This is a genomic window from Tahibacter caeni (assembly GCF_024609805.1).
Lineage (GTDB): Bacteria > Pseudomonadota > Gammaproteobacteria > Xanthomonadales > Rhodanobacteraceae > Tahibacter > Tahibacter caeni.
The window spans coordinates 1-20,098 of the sequence record NZ_JANFVR010000057.1 but is presented as its reverse complement, the minus strand read 5'-3'; the positions used below and the strand labels follow the sequence as shown (position 1 = coordinate 20,098).

Below are 20,098 nucleotides of genomic sequence, written 5' to 3'. Positions count from 1 at the left end.
CGCCGGGCGGCACGCCCGCCCCCCCGCCGGCGGCGGATTCCGCCGGCCGCGCCGCCGCGTCCGTCGCGGAGGCCGCGCCGCCGCCGCCGGCTGCTCCTGCGGCGCCTGCCGTGGCCGCGGACGCGCCGCTGGCCGAACGCCTCGCGGCGCTCGCGCCCGACGCCGACAGCGGCGGGCGCCGGATCACGCTCGAAGACCTCGTCTTCGAACCCGGCACGGCCACGTTCGCCGGCGGCGCCGACGTCGGCGTCGCGCGTGTCGCGGTCTGGCTCGCCGCGTCGCCGGCCCTGTCGGTACGCATCGAAGGCCACACCGATGCGACCGGCAGTCCCGAGGCGAATCTGAGCCTGTCGCTGCGTCGTGCCGAAGCCGTGCGCGATGCGCTGGTCGCGCGCGGCATCGCCGCTGCGCGCATCGTGGTGTCGGGCGAAGGCGGCGCCGATCCGGTCGCGTCGAACGACGATGCGCAGGGACGCGCGCGCAATCGCCGCGTCGTCGTGGAGCTGCTCGACGGCGGCTGAGGCGTTGTCATTGTCGCGTCCGGTTCGTGCCGGCGACCGCGATCCGCCGCCGAACCGGCCGGCGAAAACGCCGGCGGCCGGCGCATAACGAAATGCCAATGCGCCCTGCGGCGGCGTGTTTGCGCCGGCTCCGGCAAAGGAGTAGGGTGGCTCGGCAGTCGGCCGGATCACGCGGTACGGCTGCCGAATCCATGCAGATCAGCGCATCGCCGAGGTCAGAGTCCGTCTCACACCGCCATCGCCCGATGGCGGCGACGCTCGCGAGAACGCCACTTCCGCTTCGCTTCAGTTCCCTGCACCCGTCGCCGCCTGCGCATCCCGCGCGCGGGCGGCGATGCCGTGCGTTTCACACAACGAGAGGAGAACGGCTGATGTTCGAGAATCACCAGAAATCCGAGATCGACGCATTGCTCAAGTCGAGCACCGAATTCCGCAGCCTGTACCAGCGACATCAGGAGCTGGACACCAAGCTGCGCGACGCCGATCTCGGAGTGCTGCCGATGGACGACACCACGCTGCATTCGTTGAAGAAGGAAAAGCTGCGCGCGAAGGACCGGCTGGTCCAGCTCTGGGAGCACCGCTGACACGCGCGAGTCGCGCGGCGGCGTACCGGTTTCAGGCCGACCCGAACCCCTCCGCGGTGCGCCGCCGGAGGGGTTCTTTTTGGGGGCGCAAGAACTCCCTCTCCCCCGGCTGCATCGACGCTGGGGAAAGGACTCGAAGCACGCGTTTTCGGCGAAACCCGCGTCAACGAGCGCCGCGAGCCCATCCGAGCGTGACCTCCATCGCCGATTCGCGCGGCGCCGCGACGGCCGCGCGTCGCGGCGCGGCAGGCCGTCGGTTATGATCGCGCCCCCTGAAACAACGACGTGCCGCGCACAAGCCGGTGCCGCCGGGAGCCTCATGACCATCCACCAAAGCGTGCTGGAACTGATCGGGCAGACCCCGATGGTGAAAGCGCAGCGTCTCGACACGGGTTGCTGCGAACTGTTCCTGAAGTTGGAAAACATGAACCCGGGCGGTTCGATCAAGGACCGCATCGGCCTGTCGATGATCGAATCGGCCGAGCGCGCCGGCCTGATCAGGCCCGGCGACACGCTCGTCGAAGGCACCGCGGGCAACACCGGCATCGGCCTCGCGCTGGTGGCGCAGCAGAAAGGCTACAAGCTCATCCTCGTCGTTCCCGACAAGATGAGCCGCGAGAAGATCTTCAACCTCAAGGCCATGGGCGCCGAAGTCGTGCTGACGCGCTCGGACGTGGCCAAGGGCCATCCGCAGTACTACCAGGACATGGCCGAGCGCCTCGCGCGCGAAACGCCGGGCGCGTATTTCATCAACCAGTTCGGCAATCCGGACAATCCGCTCGCACACGAGACCGGCACCGGGCCGGAAATCCTCGCCCAGATGGACGGCAGGCTCGACGCGATCGTGTTCGGCTGCGGTTCCTCCGGCACGATGACCGGCCTGTCGCGCTGCTTCGCGCAGCACGCGCCGGACGTCGAATTCATCCTAGCCGACCCGGTCGGCTCCATCCTGACCCAGTACATCAACGAAGGCACCCTGTCGACGAAGAGCGCCTCGTGGATGGTCGAAGGCATCGGCGAGGATTTCCTGCCGCCGATCAGCGACTTCAGCCGCGTCAGGAAGGCCTACGCGATCAGCGACAAGGAGAGCTTCCTGACCGGCCGCGAGCTGCTCGAGAAGGAAGGCATCCTCGGCGGCTCCTCCAGCGGCACTCTGCTCGCTGCGGCGCTGCGCTTCTGCCGCGAACAGACCACGCCCAAGCGCGTCGTCGTGTTCGTCTGCGATACGGGCAACAAGTACCTGTCGAAGATGTACAACGACTACTGGATGCTCGACAACGGCTTCCTCGAGCGCGAGCAGCACGGCGACCTGCGCGACCTGATCATGCGGCCGTACGCGGCGCACGACACCGTCGTCATCGGGCCGAACGATCCGCTGACCATGGCCTACCAGCGCATGAAGCTCTACGAGATCTCGCAGCTGCCGGTCATGGACGGCGAGAAGATCGTCGGCATCGTCGACGAATCCGACGTGCTGCTGCACGTGCACGCCGACGAGTCGCGCTTCCGCGATCCGGTGTCGACGGCCATGGTGTCCAAGCTCGACGTGCTCGACGTCAGCGCGACGATCCATGAGCTGCTGCCGGTGTTCGATCGCGGCCACGTCGCGATCGTCATGCACGGCGAGCGCTTCCTCGGCCTGATCACGCGCATCGACCTCCTCAACTACCTGCGTCGCCGCGTGCAGTGACGCGAACGACCATCAGCCGGTGCGCCGCGGCGCCCATCGACGAGTCAGCATGAGCCATACCAGCAAAACCCAGGGCCTCGGCACGCGCGCGATCCACGCGGGCCAGTCGCCCGATCCGAGCACCGGCGCGGTCATGACGCCGATCTACGCGACCTCGACCTATGCCCAGTCCAGCCCCGGCGTGCACCAGGGTTTCGAGTATTCGCGCTCGCACAATCCGACGCGCTTCGCCTACGAGCGCTGCGTCGCCGACCTCGAAGGCGGCCGCAACGGCTACGCGTTCGCTTCCGGCCTGGCCGCGACCTCGACCGTGCTGGAGCTGCTCGACAGCGGCAGCCACGTCATCGCGATGGACGACGTCTACGGCGGCACCTACCGCCTGTTCGAGCGCGTGCGCCGCCGCTCGGCCGGCCTGGACTTCAGCTGGGTCGACCTGAACGACCGCGCCGCGCTCGAGGCGGCGGTGAAGCCGAACACCAGGCTGATCTGGATCGAGACGCCGACGAATCCGCTGCTCAAGATCGTCGACATCGCCGCGATCGCCGAATTCGCGCGCGCGCGCGGCATCCTCGTCGGCGTGGACAACACGTTCGCGACGCCGATGCTGCAGCGCCCGCTCGAGCTCGGCGCGCACCTCGTCATGCATTCGGCGACGAAGTACCTCAACGGCCACTCCGACATCGTCGGCGGCATGGTCGTGGTCGGCGACGATGCGGAGCTGGCCGAGAAGATGACCTTCCTGCAGAACGCCGTCGGCGGCGTACAGGGGCCGTTCGATTCCTTCCTGGCGCTGCGCGGCCTGAAAACCCTGCACCTGCGCATGCGCGCGCACTGCGAATCGGCGCTGGAGCTGGCCGGCTGGCTCGCGAAGCATCCCAAAGTGGAAAAAGTGCTTTATCCGGGCCTGCCCGACCATCCCCAGCACGCCCTGGCCAAGCGCCAGATGAGCGGCTTCGGCGGCATGGTCAGCGTCTACGTCAAGGGCGGCTTCGACGGCGCGCGGCGCATGATGGAACAGTGCCACCTGTTCGCCGTGGCGGAATCGCTAGGCGGGGTCGAGAGCCTCGTCAACCATCCGGCCGTGATGACGCATGCGTCGGTGCCGCCCGAGAACCGCGCGCGCCTGGGCATCCACGACAACCTCGTGCGCCTGTCGGTCGGCGTGGAGGACGTGGCCGACCTGCGCGCCGAGCTTGACGCCGCGCTCGCGGCGGTCTGAACCGTGACGGCGGCGGTGATGCATATATGAATGGCGTCGGCGGGCTCGGCACCTTTCTGGCCGGGCCGTTTTCAGCTTTCGGCCGGCACTGGTCGCTGACGCGGGAACTGACCAAGCGCGACGTGCTCGGCCGCTACCGCGGCGCGAGCTTCGGCCTGCTCTGGTCCGTGCTGAGCCCGTTCCTGATGCTGATCGTCTATTCGATCGCGTTCGGCTCGGTGTTCAAGAGCCGCTGGCCGCAGCAGGTCGACGGCGGCCCGGACTACACCCTGATCCTGTTCGTCGGATTGATCGTGCATGGCTTCTTCACCGAATGCCTGACACGGGCGCCGGGCCTCGTCGTCGGCAACCCGAGCTACGTCAAGCGCGTGGTGTTTCCGCTGGAAATCCTACCGTGGCCGATGGTGCTGTCGGCATTCTTCCATCTGCTGATGAATCTATCCGTGCTGCTGCTGCTGTACGTGCTGCGTTACGGCGCGCCGCCGGCGACGGTGCTGCTGTTTCCGCTGGTGCTGCTGCCGCTGGCCCTGGTCGGCGCGGGTACCGGCTGGCTGCTCGCGTCGCTCGGCGTCTATCTGCGCGACATCTCGCAGATCACCGGCGTGCTCGCCGCGGCGATGCTGTTTCTTTCTTCGGCGGTCGTGCCGGTGGAGACATTGTCGCCACGCTACCAGCTGGTGTTCCGCCTGAATCCGCTGAGTTTCATCATCGACCAGGCGCGCAACGTCGCGTTGTGGAACCAGATGCCGGACTGGCGCGGACTGTTGCTCTACGCCGCCGTCGCGCTGCTGTTCTGCTATCTCGCGCACGCCTGGTTCCGGGCCACGCGTTCGGGATTCGCCGATGTCCTCTGAACTGGCCATCCGCGTCGACGGCGTCGGCAAGGCTTTCGCGGTCTACGACAAGCCCTACCACCGCCTGCTGCAGCAGCTGTTTCCGGGCGCCAACCGCTCCTGGCATCGCGAATTCCATGCGCTGCGCGACATCAATTTCGAAATCGGCCGCGGCGAGACCGTCGGCATCGTTGGCCGCAACGGTTCCGGCAAGTCCACGCTGCTGCAGATCATCTGCGGCACGCTTGCCCCGAGCCGCGGCAGCGTGCAGGTCAACGGCCGCGTCGCGGCGCTCCTGGAGCTCGGCGCCGGCTTCAATCCGGAGTTCAGCGGCCGCGAGAACGTCTATCTCAACGCCACGGTGCTTGGCCTCACGCGCGACGAGATCGACCGGCGCTTTGACGAAATCGCCGCGTTCGCCGACATCGGTGAGTTCATCGAGCAGCCCGTCAAGAGCTATTCCAGCGGCATGTACGTACGCCTGGCCTTTGCCGTGGCGATCAACGTGACGCCCGACATCCTCGTCGTCGACGAAGCGCTGTCGGTCGGCGACGAAGCGTTCCAGCGCAAATGCCATGCGCGCATCGACCGCATGCGCGACAACGGCACGACGATCTTGTTCGTGTCGCACTCGGCCGGCATGGTTGTGGAGCTGTGCAATCGCGCGGTGCTGCTCGACCGCGGCGAGATGCTGCTGCAGGGAACGCCCAAGCACGTCATCTCGCGCTATCACCGTCTGCTGTACGCACCGGCCGACCGTGCCGACGAGCTGCGCGAGCAACTGCGCAGCGACGCGGTAGTCGCGGTCGACGCGGCGGTGGTGGCCACGCCGGCGAGCAGCGACGACGAGAGCTACTACGACCCGAGTCTGGTGCCGCAGAGCACGTTGAAATATCCCTCGCGCGGAGCCGAGATCGTCGATCCCTACCTGTGCACGCCGGCCGGGCGCCGGGTCAACGTGCTGCGAGCGGGGCAGGAGTACGTCTATACCTATCGCGTGCGTTTCGAACGCGGTGCGAGCGGCGTACGCTGCGGCATGCTGTTCAAGACCACGACCGGTCTGGAGCTCTCCGGTGGCGCGACCGCACTGCCGGCCGATGCGCTGCCGGTGGTCGAAGCCGGGCAGGAGCTCCGCGTGCGCTTCCGCTTCCGTTGCCTGCTCGCGCCCGGCGTCTATTTCGCCAATGCCGGCGTGCTGGGACTCGACGGCGAAGGCGAAACCTACCTGGACCGGCGTATCGACGCGGTCATGTTGCGGGTTATGCCTGATCCGGCGCGGCTGGCCACCGGCTATGTGGATCTGGACCTCGCCAGCGAGGTCGAGGCGATATCAGCGGGAGACAACGATGAGTGAGGCGCACCAGGCAATCCTCGTCCTGGGCATGCACCGCAGCGGTACGTCCGCGCTGACCCGGGTCCTCAACCTGCTCGGCGCGGAACTTGGATCGCGCCTGATGCCGGCGGTCCGCGGCAACAACGAAAACGGGTTCTGGGAGAACCAGGACGCCGTGGACATCCACGAAACCCTGCTGGCGGATCTCGGCCGCAACTGGCACGACATTCGCGAGATGCCGGCGGGCTGGACGTCCTCGGAAGCCGCGGTGCGCGCACGCGCGTCGATTCGCCGGCTGATCGCCGGCGACTTCGCCGCCGCGCCGCTGTGGGCGTTGAAGGATCCGCGGCTGTGCCGGCTGGTGCCGCTGTGGCTGGACGTGCTCGCCGAGTTCGGCATCGGCGCGCGCTTTGTGTTCGTGCTGCGGTCGCCCGAGGAAGTCGCCGCGTCGCTGCATGCGCGCGACGGGTGGTCGCCTGCGGTTTCGCGCCTGCTCTGGCTGCAGCACATGCGCGAGGCCGAGGAAGCGACGCGCGGCCATGCGCGCTGCGTCGTGCATTTCGACGAGCTCATCGAGGACTGGAACACCGTTGCCGGCCGCATCGCGCGCGAACTCGACGTGACCTGGCCGGTGGCCGCGGCCGACGTAGCCGGACAGATCGCGACGTTCATCGACCCGGGCGCGCGTCATCACGCCTTCGTGCCGCCGCTGCAGGTGTCGGACGAGCTGCCCGAGCAGCTGTATGCGGCCTTCGCGCGCGCGCGCGTCGACGCGGCCGCCTGGGACGAGGCCGCCCGGATCGGCGCCTACTATGCACACGGCGCCGCGACGTTCGGGCCCTGCATCGGCGAGCTGACGTCGCAGGTGCGCACCGCCGACGAGCTGCGGCACTATTTCGAAGTCCTGCACACGACCGAGCTAGAACAGCTGCAGCAGGCGCGGCAGTCGCTCGCGGTCCAGGACGGGCTTGGCACGGTCAGTGCCGTTCTCGGCGAGATCGCCGCGCAGCAGGAACGTCGCGACGCGCAGACGCGCGACAGCCTCGCGCAGCTGCTGCAGCAGCAACAGGGTTTCGCCGAGGCCGTCGGCGCGATTCACGAGCGTTTCGCCGCACTCGCGGCCGATCAGGCGCAGTGGCAGCAGGAACAGGCGCAGCGCGACGCGTCGATCCGGCGCGGGATCGACGAAAGCGGCAAGCAGATCGACGTGCAGGTGCTCGGCGATGCCGTCGACGCACTGGCGCAGCAAATGGCCGCACACAATGGGCGCGGTTTCTGGCGCCGCTGGTGGGGCGGCCGCTGAGCGGTACGGGGAGGGCGGCATGATGCTGGCAGTGCGACCATTGAACGATCTCGAAGCTGCCGGGCCCGTATCCGGCTTCGCCGGCAGCTGGCGCTCGCGCAACGGCGATCCGCAGTTCGGGCTGATGCCGGCGGAGTCGACGTTGACGGCGGGCTGGTACCGGCTGGAGCTGCATTGGCGTCTGCTGGCCGGCTGCATCGAAGATCCGATGCTGTATCTGGACTACGGCGACGGCCCGAGCGAGGCGACCATGATCGCGCTGGACGTGCGCGGCAGCGATGAGCGCTGCAGCGCGCTGTTGTACTTTCCGCAGGCCGTACACGCGCTGCGTTTCGATCCATCGACCAAGGCCTGCGAGTTCGCCCTGGACGTTCCGGTGCTGCAACCCATGGAGGCGGCCGGCGTGGCGCGCGACCGCTTCGTCTGGATGCTGAGGCAAGGACTGCCGGCCTGGAGCACCTGGGCACGGCTACGCACGCAGAGCGGCGGCGACATGCAGCGGCTCGCCGAGTCGATGGTGCGCGAGTCGAAGCTTGCGCCGGTGCCCGCGGCGGTGGCCTCGCGCGTCACGGCGTTCGTGCGGAACCTGTTCAACGGCGTCTTCGCGGCGCGGGCGCAGGGCGAAAGCTGGCGCACGATCGCCGGTAACGCACTGCGCGCGTTCGGTGCCGACGGCGTGCGCGGTTTCGGCGGACGTCTGCATCGCTTCGTGCATGCGCCGGGCCGCGCCGGATCCGACGGTTCGAGTTACGAGCGCTGGATCGAGCAGTGCGATGCCGCGATCGACGCGCCGGCGACGGGACCGCTGATCAGCGTGGTCATTCCGGCCTACAAGCCGCCGGCGGGTTTCCTCGCCGCGGCGATCGACAGCGTGCTGGAGCAGTCTTACGCGCAGCTCGAAGTTTGCGTTTCCGACGATGCCTCCGGCGACGCGCGCACACTCGCGCTGCTGCGCGACTACGCCGCACGCGACGCACGCATGCGCTACGTCCTGCGCGACGAGCGCGGCGGCATTGCGGCGAACACGAATTCGGCACTGCAGCTGGCGCAGGGCGACTACGTGGTTTTCCTCGACCACGACGACCTGCTGCAGCGCGACGCGCTCGCTCATCTGGCCGTCGCGGTCAATGCGCGCACGGCCGGCGACGTGGTCTATTCCGACCACGACTGCCTCGGGCCGGACGGGCGCCGACGCAGTCCGTTCTTCAAACCGGACTGGAGCCCGGACCTGTTTCTCGCGCAGATGTATCTCGGCCATTTCGTCGCGATCCGGCGCGAACTGCTGCAGCAGGTCGGGGGACTGCGGTCCGGTTGCGACGGTTCGCAGGACTACGATCTCGCTTTGCGCTGCGTGGCCGCGGGAGCCAAGGTCACGCACATTCCGCACGTGCTGTACCACTGGCGCCAGCATCCGGATTCCACGGCCGCCAATCCGGGCTCCAAACCGTATGCCCACGAGGCCGGCCGCAAAGCGATCCAGCACTATCTCGACCTGCAAAGCCCGGGCGCGATTGCCGGCGACGGCGAGCACCTGTTCACCTATGACGTGCGCTATCCGCTGCCGGCGACGGCGCCGCGTGCCGCCGTGCTGATTCCGACGCGCGACCGCGTGGATCTGCTGTCCGCCTGCCTCGCCTCGATCTTCGATCGCACTCTTTATCCGAACTACGAGGTCGTCGTCATCGACAACGACTCGGCCGAGCCGGCGACGCAGCAGTATTTCGACGAGGCCGGCACGGCGCATCCAAACCTGCGCGTGCTGCCGGCGCCGGTGCCGTTCAACTGGTCGCATCTGAACAATCTTGGCGCCGCCGCCGTCGACGCGGATGTCTACATCTTCCTCAACAACGATACGGTTGTCATCTCGCCGGACTGGCTGCAGCGCCTCGTGGAGAACGCGATACGCCCGCAGGTCGGCGTCTGCGCGCCGCTGCTGCTGTACGAGGACGGCACCATCCAGCATGCGGGCGTCGTCGTCGGCATGGGCGGCTGGGCCGACCACGTCTACAAGGGCGAGCCGCCGCAGCATCGCCAAGACCTGTTCGTGTCGCCGATGCTCCGGCGCAACGTGCTCGCGGTGACCGGCGCCTGCATGGCGATCGCTGCCGACAAGTTCCGTCGGCTCGGCGGCTTCGACGAGGAATTCATCGTCTGCGGCAGCGACGTCGACCTGTGCCTGCGCGCCCACCGCAGTGGCCTGCACAATGTCTACCTGCCGGAGGCGCGGCTGTATCACTACGAATCCAAGACGCGCGATCCGCGAGCGATACCCGAAGTGGATTTCGTGCGTTCCGCCGCGAGCTATGGCAGTTTCCGCACGGATGGAGATCCGCTGTTCAGCAACAACCTGGACCCCATGCGATCCAGTCCCAGTCTGAGACCTTCACCCCGTGGCTGAGTCGCTGCGGAACCTGCATTCAACGCCGGCGGCGTCTCGGCCCGTCTGTGTTGCCCTGTCACGGAGCACTAGCGAATGAAGATCGACATAGGTTGCGGTCCCAACAAGCGAGCGGGCTTCATCGGCATCGACATTGCCCCGGCCCCCGGCGTGGACCATGTGATCGACGTGGAGCAGGAGAGGCTGCCGTTCGAGGACAATTCGGTCGATTACGTCTTCTCCAATCATGCGTTCGAGCACATCCGGTCGCCGCAGAACATCCTGCGTGAGATCGTGCGCGTCTGCCGCCACGGAGCCACCGTCGAGATATGGACTCCGTATCTCAAGAGCAACGACGCGTTCGTGCTCGGGCATTTCCAGTTCTACAACGAGACGATCTGGAAGCACATCTGCTTCGAATACGACGGTTTCTATTTCGGCGGGCAACAGGGGCGCTTCGAATTGAAGAAGTACCACTACGTCCTGTTCCCGGGCATCGAAGCGCGTCTGGAAAAAATGAACATTCCATTCGATTTTGCGCTGGATCACATGTTCAACATCGCGCTGGAGTTCGGCGCGTTCATTCAGGTCGACAAGCAGCGGCATGAGGCCGTCCGTCCGCAGATTCCCGAAGTCTGGGTTTCGCAGTCGGGCCGCGAATCCCCGCGCCGTGTGTTCTGAGGTTCGCGCATGAAGCTGCTGCGGCTGCTGAAATCCGGTCTGGCGCTGGCGCGCGAGCGCGGCGTGTCGGTCGTGCTGGAACCGCAGATCGCGACCAGCGTGCCCGAGATCACGCCATTCGGCCTGCGCGCTCGGCAGTGTTCCTCGCCGCGCCTGAACCTGGTGCTGCCGTCGATCAATCCCGAGCACTATTTCGGCGGCGCCGACACCGCCGTGAAGCTCTATCGCGCGCTGCTGGACCGTTTTCCGCGTTCGCGCATCGTTCTGCTCGACAGTCATCCGCGCAGCGAGGCGCTGGCCCGTTTCCCCGACCACGTCGCCGTGGACAGCGACGAGGAATCCGACGCGCCGCGGCAGATCGTCGGCTTCAGCAACCGGTACGGACGCACGCTACCGGCCGGTGCCGCGGATCGCTGGATGGCGACGGCCTGGTGGACGGCGTTCGCCGCGCAGTCAGCGACCGCCTGGCAGCAGTCTCTCGGTGAAACGCCACGGCCGGTGCTGTATTTCATCCAGGATTTCGAGCCGGGCTTCTATCCGTGGTCCAGCCAGTCGGCGGTGGCGTCCAGCACTTACCGGGCGGATTTCGATTTCGGTGTGTTCAACACCGGCCTGTTGCGCGACTACTTCGCCGGACAAGGCATCACCTACGCGCGGCAGGTCGTCATCGAGCCGACGCTGAATGCGTCACTGCGGCCGGTGGAGCAGGCCGGCGAGCAGCGTGAGCGGGTGATCCTGGTCTATGCGCGCCCGTCGGTGCCGCGCAACGCGCTGCCGCTGATTTGCGAGGGGCTGCGTGCCTGGGGCTGGAGCGACGCGCGCTGCAAGCACTGGGACGTGCTGGGCATCGGCGAACTCGACCGCGACCTGGATCTCGGACCGTTCGTGCTGCGCGGACTCGGCAAGCTGAGCCTGGCGGACTACCGCAGCCGGCTGCAGCGCTCGGCGATCGGTCTGTCGCTGATGTTGTCGCCGCATCCGAGCTACCCGCCGCTGGAAATGGCCGCCTTCGGCATGTCGACGATCAGCAACGCTTTCGCCAACAAGGATCTGGCGTGCTGGTTCGACAACGTGGTGTCGCTGCGCTCGGCCTCGCCGGCGGCCATTGCCGACGCGCTGCGCGGCGAGGTGGATCGGTGGGAATTTGCGCAGATGGCACAGCGCTGGCGCATCCCCGGCGATCACGCGTTCCTCGGCGACGACCGCAGCTTCGATGCGGCCGTGACGCAGATCAAAGGCTGGGCCGCGCAGCACTGGTGATCGGCGCGGCGCCGGCTTCAGCTCTCCGCGGCGACCTGGACCTGGGCCAGTTCGCCGCGGATCTTGCGCAGCTCACGCACGCGGTCGAAATCCTGCAGCGGCGCAGCGCGTCCGAGCGTGACGTGGAATTCCCCGCTCACCGTGTCGAAGAATTCGACTTCGCCGAGTTCTAGCAGCTTCAGTCGCCGCAGATCGTTGAGCGCGAAACGAAAACTGGTCGGCGTGAACGCCCACGCGTGGAAGTCGCAATACTTGGTCGTCTCGATCGCCTCGTGCAGCAGCAGTTCGGCCTGATCGAAAGTGTGCACTGGGGCGTACTCGGCCGGGTCCAGATCGTTCCAGACGATCCGACCGTTGCGCATGACGACGGTCGTGAAGTAATCGAACACCTTGCCCGGTGCGTGGCGCGTACGCCGGTCCAGGTGCGCTTGCAGAATCTCGCCGGCCGTGCTCGGCCAGCGCAGGCAGTCGAACGAATAGCGCAGGTCCGGCACGGCCAGTGACAGCAGCCCATCCGGTTTGAGCAGCGCGGCACATTGGTTCACGAAACCGATGAGGTCGGGCACGTGCTCGATCACGTGAGAGGCGATGATCCAGTCATACTGGCCTTGGTTGCGGATCAGTTCGGTCAACGGTTGACCGGACCAGACATGGTCCACGTCCTCGATCCGGTTCAGGTCGACGCCGTGATCGCGGTATTTGTCGATTAGCCCCGCGCGATCCAGGTGATCGACCGTTTCGACCCGGAAGCCCGCGCTCTTTGGCGCAACTGGACTGTGGCTGGGGCCGAACTCCAGTCCTCGGCCTTCGCGGCGAAGCCTGTGCAGGATCTTTTCGATGCGTTCCATGGTATGGCGTGAGGATGTGTTGAGTCCGGCAGAGGATAAGCGAATTCCGCACGACGAACTGCGACGGAAAGGGGCTATAAAACGATTTTCGCCAATTTGCGTCCACGCCGCGTCGGCGCCTACGGTGCCTCCCGCTCCGGCTCGAAGCGCAGCGGGCCGATGAAGGTCCAGTCGCACTCCGTCGTTGCGGAAGGCGCCGTGCCGCCGCTGAATTCGAACGTCACCGGCGTCTTGCCGTCGCTGTCGAATGGCGGTAGAGCGAAGGGCTGGGCGCCTCGGTCCGCCTCCACATGCAGCGGATCGATCTGGCGCGAAAACAACAGCGTCGAGTTGGCTCCCGCGGGCGCTGCGCCGCGATAGGCGCGCAGCAGCGTTCCGTCCGCCTGCGGGCAGACGCCGGCCGCGTAGCTGTCGGCGCGCAGGCCGAATTTGCCCTCGGCGCGCCAGCGCCCGGCCGGCAGTAGGAATTCGATCGACGAGGGCGCATGCATGAACAGCGCGTCCTCGCCGAGGTTCTGGATCATCTCGATCGCCGCCGGGCTGCGCGGATTGCGCGGCAGGTGGCTGAATCCGGGATAGAAGACGCTGCGATGCAGGGACTCCGGCAACTGCGAGAGGTCCTTCCGCGGCAGTTCCACGACCTGTAGCGCATAGCTCAGGCGCGGCGCGAACAAGCGCTGCAGAGCCGGCGTCTGCGCAACGAAACGCAGCGAGCGCGGGCGCAGTTCACGCTGTCGCGAGTACCAGTTCAGGTAGTCGACGTTGTCGGCCAGCAGCGGCGAGACCAGCGCGCCGGCGTCGCCGAGGCTGCGCGTCACGCGGTAGCTGTGAATCGCTCCTTCGCCGTCGACCACGTCGAGACGGGCGGCAGGCTCGCGAAAGAAAGCCGCGTACAGCTTGCCCACGAGGCTGAGTTCGATGCGAAAGAACAGGATTTGCGCCGCCGTCTGCGTGACGGGGATCTCTTCGCCGAACGACGCTTCCCGCCATGCCGGTGCGGGCGGCGCCTCCAGTGCGGGAACGGAGCCTGTGCGCTCGAGCAGCAAGTAGCTCTTCTCGTAGCCGACGGGCGCGTAGCTGCGCAGCGCCGCGAGTTGGGCGAGCGGATCTTCCATGCCGGGCAGATGCTCATCGATCGCTTGCAGCTTGAACAGCAGGTATCGCGGCGCCGACGCCCCCAGCAGCTTGCTTTCGTTGAGCCGCGCAAGTGGAGTGGAGTACGCACCGTAGCCCTGAAAGACCGGTCGCGGCGAATAGTTGAAGCCGTTCAACAGCACGACTCCCTGTTCGTGCATGAGCAGGTCGACGCTTTCGTTGCCGATGCGCTCACGCGTCGCCGGCAGATCGAAGCGCCGCGCGCCGCTGTCCCAGCCCGCCTGATACAGGCGGCGCACGGAATCCGGGTTGAACAGATGGCGTAGCGAGAGACCTGCGAATTCCCAGGTGTTGTTCAACACCGGCACGACGCCGCCGAGCAGGGAATAGGTCAGCAGCAGTCCGGCCGATGACGCGAGGCCTGCCGCTGCGGGCTGCCCGAGTCCGGGTCGCGGCGTTGCGGATCTGCGCAGGACCGCAGCCACGACGGCGATGAGCGAAGCGGCGCCGAAAAAGATGCAGACATGCGCGTCCGCCCGGGTATAGCCGGCTTTCCAGGTCAGAGCGAGCGTCAGCAGCAGAAACAGGGCGAGCGCACGCCGCGCCAGGCTTTCGCCGCGGGACAGCAGCGGAGCGACGCAGACAGCCGCGAGGGCGAGTATTGCCAGCCCGGCGAGGTCCGTGGCAAGGCCCGGCATGTAGCCCATGCTCGCGCCATAGCTGCGGCTGATCTCGAGTCCATAAAGAAAAAACGGCAGCAACGATGAAAGATTCTGGCCGGCGGCAGTCCACAGTGCGAGCAGCAGCAGGATCGCCGTGGCGCCGGCGAGAACGGCAGCGACCGGTCGCCGTGCAAGAAGGAGCTGAAGCACCTGATGACCGATGAAAGTCAGCCACAGCAGCAAAAAAGTGAATTTCGTCAGCGCGATCACGCTGAGCGCGAACAGCGCGACGAAGCCGAACAGCTGCGTTCCGATCTGGGTTTTTTTTGCGTCCTCGTGAGCGAATACCGCCGCCAGGACGAACATCAGATACCAGCCGACGTCGATGATGACGATCGGCGCCCAGCATACGAGCAGCAGGCCCAGCGCCATCTGGACTATCGTGGGCAGGCGCAGGGCGAAGCGTGCCACCAGCATCGCCCAGACCACGCCGAGCATCACCTGTGCAGCGAAATACAGGCCGAATGTCTGCGGATGATAGTTGGCGATCGGAATCAGAAAGCCGAGCGGACCGTAGGTGAAGACGATGTCCTTGCCGAACTGGGCACCTTCGGAAAAGGCCCAGCTCAGAACCGCCGTCCAAGAACCATCGAGCGAATCCGTCGCGGCACCGATCCCTACCCGGAACAGCGAGACGAACGCGGCGATTCCCGCGAGCAATGCCCCGAGATGTGAAACCTTGTCCTTGCGACTGCCGGCACCGGGTTGCCAGCGGTCGTCGATGGATAAGTAATTGCTCATCGGACGGTACGGGGAGGTCGATTGCGATCATATCGTGAAGCCGCAGCGTCAGATAGCGCGGGTCACAGCCGCGTCTTCGTCAGCCTTCACCGGAACGACAGGTGCTTGTGAGCGAAGAAGCTCGTGAGCACCGGCGTCGCGACGCCGACCGCGTGAGCGATCGTATCGGCATGCGCGGTCATGCCCAGGGCCGGCAATGCGTGACGCGCAAGCAGCAGGCTGATCACGATCGTCTGCACCAGTGCGAACAGATTGACCAGCGTGAACCATAGAGCCTGCTGGTGCACGGACCGGGTGGAATCGCGGAAGACCAGTCGCCGGTTCAGCACGAAGGCCGTGGTCAGTCCTATGCAGAACGCCGCGACGATGGCCGGTACGTAGGGCATGAACTGACTGAAGGCGATGCGCGAGCCGAAGTTCGCCGCCGCGGCGAAGCCGCTGACGGCGACGAAGGCGAGGAACCGCCGCGAGATCATGATGCGCTGCGCCGCGGTCGTGACGAAAACCGATGCATCAGCGCTTCTGCGCCACGACGAAGGCCTGCTTGCCGAGCACGCGCCAGGCCAGCGGCACTTTCAGGTAGAGCTGAACCAGCCAAGGCGCCTGCGGCAGCCGGCTCTTGGTCGTGTACGGCAGGAAGCGCGCGATGACCGTCGTGGGCTCCAGGCCGGCCAGCTGCAGGCCTTCGACGAGGCTGCGCTCGGTCAGCGGCGTGTGGTGGTCGAAATAATCCCAATATTCGCCGGGCAGGTAGCGGATGTTCGGCTGCAGGATCAACACGCGGCCGCCCTTGCGCAGGATCCGCTGCGACTCGCGGAAGGTGTCGAGCACGAGATCCTTGCTCGGCAGGTGCTCGAGGAAGTTGCTCATGAACACGACGTCGACGCTGTCGCTGTCGAGCTCGCGGATCGCCGTGCAGGACTCGTTGATCACGCGCACGTCCGGCGCGGCGAAGCGGCGCACGTCGGGGTTCAGATCGACCGCGATCTTCTTGCCGGCCTCGATGTTGTTGATGAATTCGCAGTAGCCGGCGCCGATGTCGACGACCGTGTCGGTGGGCTTCACGTAGCGGCTGAAGAAGTCGCTGCAGAGCACTTTCCAGATCGCGTGCTTCTGCGCGAGCGCGGCTTCGGGAAAACGCTGGTTGTACAGTTTGTCGAGTTCGACGTTCGAATCGGCCATGGCAGGGCTCACGCTAGCGCGACGCGCGCCAGGGCCTTGGCGACCTTGACGCTTTCGCAGATGGAACGGTCTTCGGGATAGTAGTAGGCGGTGTCGGCCATGCTGAAGCCTTCGATCGGCGTCTGCATCGGCGGCAGCATCGCATAGTAGCCCGGCGGGCAGACCGCCTGGGCGTAGTCGTAGCGGTGGCAGTGGCTGGCCAGCACCCAGTCGCGCGAGAACGCCGGGTTCAGCTTCGGCAGATAGCCCAGCACTTCCTCGATGAACGCCGCGTCGTCGCGCGCGTACTTCGGATGCGTCTTCGGCATGTAGAACGGCGCGTAGACGACGGCCGGTCCGGCGTTCGGATTCAGGTTGGAATATTCGATGACGCCGGGAATCTCGATGCCGTCGTCGCAGATGTTCATCCAGAAGTTTTCGCTGAGCGGCTGCCTGAGCTTGAGGATCACGCAGACGACCGGGATGTTCTGCAGCGCACTGATACGCGCGGCGAACGCTTCGGGCAGGTCCGGCACCAGGCGCGGCACGTGCTGGATCGGCGCGGTGCTGACGACGCGATCGAACGGGATCGTCTCGCCGCGCACGGTGATGCTCTCGACCTTGCCGGCCGGCGCGTTGACGCGCTCGATGCCGGCGGACAGGTGGATGCGGCCGCCGCGGGCGAGGACGAACTCCTGCATCTTCTGCAGCAGGGTTTCCGAGCCGCCTTCGATGTAGCCCAGCGACTCCTGGAACAGATTCCGGCGCGACAGCGCGACGCGCTTGATGCGCGTGCCGAGCCAGGCCGCCGACAGCTGGTCCTTGTACTCGTAGAACTTCAGATGGAACAGCCGCTCCCAGAGCACGTCGTAGGCGCGCTCGCCGAGATTGCGCTTGAGCCAGTCGGTCACGCCGACCTGGTCCAGCGCGCGCCAGTCCGTGATGCTCTTCGTGCGCATGACGTGCAGCGCGTAGCGGAACTTGTCGATCCAGCCGAGCTTGTCGAAGCGCAGCAGCGCGAACGGCGTGCCCCACTCGTACAGCCTGCCCTGGCAGTAGAAGCCCATCTTCGTGTCGGTCCACTTGAGCTTGTCGGCGATGCCGAGTTCGGCCATGAGCTCGAACAGCGGATCGTCGGTCTTGCAGACGAAGTGGTAGTAGCGCTCGATCTGCAGGCCGTCGAAATCGAAGGCCGCCGACATGCCGCCGATGCGGTCGTCGCGCTCGTAGACGTCGACCTCGCGGCCGGCCTTGAGGATTTCCATCGCAGCCATCAGGCCCATGGGGCCGGAGCCGATGACGGCGAAGCGTTTCTTCATCTCGCTCACGAATGAACCTTGTGCAGAAGCGTCGGAGAAGGACCGTTTCGGCGCGGCGCCGCGAGCGATGCGGTATGCGTCATGCGCTCATCGCTCCAGCACGATGTGCGCATAGCGCGGATCGCAATAGCTCTCGCGCACGGCCTCGGCGAACGGCGTCTGCGCCACGCCGAACACGGCCTGCGTGTCGACGCCGGTGAATTCGTCGCCGGCGGTCAGCGCGTCGAGCTGCGCCGCGGTGAACGGCGGCTTGCTGCTGAACAGCGCATAGGTCTTCAGCAGCGCCTTGAACAGCCAGTAGGGGATGTGCACGATCGGCGTGCGTAGTCCCTTGGCGCGCTTGATCGTGTGGATGATGTCGACATAGTCGATGCGCGTGTCGCCGCAGACGTCGTAGACCGCGCCGTCGGGTTGGGTCTCGATGCACTTGACGATGCAGCGGCAGAAGTCGCGCTCGTACAGCGGCTGGCGCATGTAGCGTCCGTGGCCCGGAATCGGGAACACCGGCACCTTTTCCATGAAGCGCGACAGCCAGCCCAGGTGCTTGGGATCGAACCAGCCGAACATCAGCGTCGGCCGCAGCACGCAATGGGCCAGGCCGCTGTCGACGACGAGCTTCTCCTGCGCCTTCTTCGTGTTGGTGTAGTCGTCGTCGGCGACCGAATTGACCACCGACGAGCTGATGTGCACGAGATAGGGCACGGCGTGCTGCTTGGCCGCTGCCAGCACGAGGCGCGTCGCCTGCTCGTTGTTGCGCACGAATTCTTCCGGAAACTTGCCGGTGATCTGCGCGTGCAGCTGCACCACGCAGGCAGCGCCGGCGAAGCTGTCGCTCCAGGCGCCCGGTTCGGCGAGATCCGCCTCGATCGTCCGCACGTCCGGATGCAGCTCGCGCAGGATCGCGAGATTGTGCGCGTGCTTGTCGATCGCGACGAGGTTCGTGTAGCCCTGCGCCTTGAGCTCGACGACGAGGTTCTGGCCGACGAGGCCGGCCGCGCCCGTCAGGACGAGTTTGTCGGTCCTGGCCGGCATCACAGCTTCACCCGCTTGAACAGGAACTCCGGCACGCTGCGGATCACGAACATGATCGGCCGCCAGAACCACGGCAGGTAGGCGACGCTGCGGCGCTGGTCGATGGCCTTGACGATGCCGGCGGCGACGTCTTCGGGCTTGGCCCAGAGCGCGCCCTTGGGAAAGTCTTTCGTCATCGGCGTGTCGACGAAGCCGGGCTTGATCGTCAGCACGTTGACGCCGGATTTCTGCAGGCGCTGACGCAGGCCCGACAGGAACGCCGTCACGGCGGCCTTGGCCGAGCCGTAGACGTAGTTCGACAGGCGGCCGCGGTCGCCGGCGACCGAGGAGATCACCGCGATGTCGCCGAAGCCCTGCGCGGCGAAGCGGTTCGCGATCGGCGTCAGCAGCGCCATGACGCTGAGCGCGTTGACGTCGAACTCGCGGCGCAGGATTTCCACGGATTCCTGCGCCTGGCTCTGGTCGGTCAGGGTGCCGTGGGCGATCAGCACGGTGTCGAGGCCGCCGAGTTCGCGCTCGGCGAGGTCGAGTACGCCGGCCTGGGCCGCGAAGTCGGTCGCGTCGAGCGTGGCGGTCGCGGTGCGTACGGCGCCGCGCACGCCGAGGTCGTCGGCGATGAGCTTCAGCCGCGCCGCGTCGCGGCCGACGAGGCAGAGCGCGTCGCCGCGCGCGGCGAACAGGCGGGCGGTCGCTTCGGCGATCGCCGAGGTCGCGCCGACGATGAGGATTCTGCGCATGGGTTACTCCGTCACACGGCGCCAGAAGCTCGATGAGAACTTCGGATCCAGATAGGGCTGCAGGCTCTGCCAGGCCGGGAAATACCCGCGAAAACGCGCCCCGGCGACGCGCGCGTCCTTGGCCGGATAGACCGCGCCGCCCGCGCCTGCCACGACCTCGTCGAGCGCGTCGAGCAGCGCGAACGTGGCGGGACCATGGTTGGGGAAGTCCAGCGCGAGCGTCGCGCCGGGCCGGGGAAACGACAGGATACCAGCGGACTTGCGCGTGCCGAACACCTTGAGCACGGCCAGGAACGAGCCGCTGCCGCTGGCCGCGATGCGCGCGAGCAGCTCGCCCATGCCGGCTTCGGCCGCATCCGGCGGCAGCACGCACTGGTACTGCAGGAAGCCGCGCGGACCGTAGATGCGGTTCCACTGGCCGATCGCGTCCAGCGGGTAGAAATACGGCTCGTAATGGGTCAGCGCCTGCTGCACGCGGGCGCGCTGGCGGTGGTAGTACAGCGTGTTGAATGCGCGCAGGCTCGCGCGGTTGATCAGCGACAGCGGCGGCGTGAACGGCACCGCGAGGCGGCGCCGCGACGGCCGCGGACCGTCGGCCGCCGGCGCGTGGTTCGCGCAGATGAAATCGGAAGAGCACACGTC

The 20,098-nt window shown here is 66.7% G+C and carries 17 protein-coding genes and 1 pseudogene; 10 read left to right on the top strand and 8 right to left on the bottom strand.

All coding sequences use genetic code 11. The features are described 5' to 3' along the window. The 10 genes from NON22_RS07540 to NON22_RS07495 all read left to right on the top strand — a co-directional run. The coding region (locus NON22_RS07540; RefSeq protein WP_257386320.1) for an OmpA family protein at nucleotides 1-521 on the top strand (521 nt) is incomplete at its 5' end. A gap of 371 nt (nucleotides 522-892) precedes the next feature. Next, nucleotides 893-1,105, top strand: coding sequence for an HP1242/YdcH family protein (locus NON22_RS07535; RefSeq protein ID WP_257386319.1), 213 nt, complete (start codon nucleotides 893-895; stop codon nucleotides 1,103-1,105). A 319-nt stretch (nucleotides 1,106-1,424) separates the two neighbouring features. Continuing rightward, the gene (locus NON22_RS07530; protein ID WP_257386318.1) at nucleotides 1,425-2,795 is read left to right on the top strand and encodes a pyridoxal-phosphate dependent enzyme; all 1,371 of its coding nucleotides are present in this window, start codon (nucleotides 1,425-1,427) and stop codon (nucleotides 2,793-2,795) included. Between the two features lie 49 nt (nucleotides 2,796-2,844). Next, the gene (locus NON22_RS07525; RefSeq protein WP_257386317.1) at nucleotides 2,845-4,014 is read left to right on the top strand and encodes a cystathionine gamma-synthase; all 1,170 of its coding nucleotides are present in this window, start codon (nucleotides 2,845-2,847) and stop codon (nucleotides 4,012-4,014) included. Nucleotides 4,015-4,040: 26 nt separating this feature from the next. After that, nucleotides 4,041-4,868 carry an ABC transporter permease gene (locus NON22_RS07520; protein ID WP_257386316.1) on the top strand — a complete coding sequence of 276 codons (828 nt, stop codon included), beginning with the start codon at nucleotides 4,041-4,043 and terminating at the stop codon, nucleotides 4,866-4,868. After that, on the top strand, nucleotides 4,858-6,201 hold the full coding sequence (locus NON22_RS07515) for an ABC transporter ATP-binding protein (protein ID WP_257386315.1): 1,344 nt from the start codon (nucleotides 4,858-4,860) through the stop codon (nucleotides 6,199-6,201). Before NON22_RS07520 ends, NON22_RS07515 begins: the two co-directional genes overlap by 11 nt. Beyond that, nucleotides 6,194-7,483, top strand: coding sequence for a sulfotransferase family protein (locus tag NON22_RS07510; RefSeq protein WP_257386314.1), 1,290 nt, complete (start codon nucleotides 6,194-6,196; stop codon nucleotides 7,481-7,483). The genes NON22_RS07515 and NON22_RS07510 overlap by 8 nt, the downstream gene beginning before the upstream one ends. Before the next feature lie 19 nt (nucleotides 7,484-7,502). Beyond that, entirely contained in the window at nucleotides 7,503-9,881 is a 2,379-nt protein-coding gene (locus tag NON22_RS07505; RefSeq protein WP_257386313.1) for a glycosyltransferase family 2 protein, read from the top strand. A 75-nt stretch (nucleotides 9,882-9,956) separates the two neighbouring features. Beyond that, nucleotides 9,957-10,541 (top strand): class I SAM-dependent methyltransferase, encoded by a 585-nt coding sequence (locus NON22_RS07500; protein ID WP_257386312.1) that lies wholly within the window; start codon nucleotides 9,957-9,959, stop codon nucleotides 10,539-10,541. A 9-nt stretch (nucleotides 10,542-10,550) separates the two neighbouring features. Beyond that, nucleotides 10,551-11,801, top strand: coding sequence for a rhamnosyltransferase WsaF family glycosyltransferase (locus tag NON22_RS07495; RefSeq protein ID WP_257386311.1), 1,251 nt, complete (start codon nucleotides 10,551-10,553; stop codon nucleotides 11,799-11,801). Nucleotides 11,802-11,818: 17 nt separating this feature from the next. On the opposite strand, the gene NON22_RS07490 is transcribed toward NON22_RS07495, so the two are convergent. The 8 genes and pseudogenes from NON22_RS07490 to NON22_RS07455 all read right to left on the bottom strand — a co-directional run. Further along, nucleotides 11,819-12,649, bottom strand: a complete 831-nt coding sequence (locus NON22_RS07490) for a class I SAM-dependent methyltransferase (protein WP_257386310.1) — start codon at nucleotides 12,647-12,649, stop codon at nucleotides 11,819-11,821. A 119-nt stretch (nucleotides 12,650-12,768) separates the two neighbouring features. Beyond that, on the bottom strand, nucleotides 12,769-15,207 hold the full coding sequence (locus NON22_RS07485; RefSeq protein ID WP_257386309.1) for a hypothetical protein: 2,439 nt from the start codon (nucleotides 15,205-15,207) through the stop codon (nucleotides 12,769-12,771). Nucleotides 15,208-15,293: 86 nt separating this feature from the next. Beyond that, nucleotides 15,294-15,683, bottom strand: coding sequence for a GtrA family protein (locus NON22_RS07480; RefSeq protein ID WP_257386308.1), 390 nt, complete (start codon nucleotides 15,681-15,683; stop codon nucleotides 15,294-15,296). A gap of 37 nt (nucleotides 15,684-15,720) precedes the next feature. Then, nucleotides 15,721-16,389 (bottom strand): class I SAM-dependent methyltransferase, encoded by a 669-nt coding sequence (locus NON22_RS07475; RefSeq protein ID WP_257386307.1) that lies wholly within the window; start codon nucleotides 16,387-16,389, stop codon nucleotides 15,721-15,723. 8 nt (nucleotides 16,390-16,397) lie between these two features. Further along, entirely contained in the window at nucleotides 16,398-17,687 is a 1,290-nt protein-coding gene (locus tag NON22_RS07470) for an NAD(P)/FAD-dependent oxidoreductase (protein ID WP_257386321.1), read from the bottom strand. 87 nt (nucleotides 17,688-17,774) lie between these two features. Continuing rightward, the gene (locus NON22_RS07465) at nucleotides 17,775-18,719 is read right to left on the bottom strand and encodes an NAD-dependent epimerase/dehydratase family protein (RefSeq protein WP_257386306.1); all 945 of its coding nucleotides are present in this window, start codon (nucleotides 18,717-18,719) and stop codon (nucleotides 17,775-17,777) included. Beyond that, entirely contained in the window at nucleotides 18,719-19,456 is a 738-nt protein-coding gene (locus NON22_RS07460; RefSeq protein WP_257386305.1) for an SDR family oxidoreductase, read from the bottom strand. The genes NON22_RS07465 and NON22_RS07460 overlap by 1 nt, the downstream gene beginning before the upstream one ends. Nucleotides 19,457-19,459: 3 nt before the next feature. Next, nucleotides 19,460-20,098 (bottom strand): annotated as a pseudogene (locus tag NON22_RS07455) (FAD-binding protein); the annotation flags it as partial.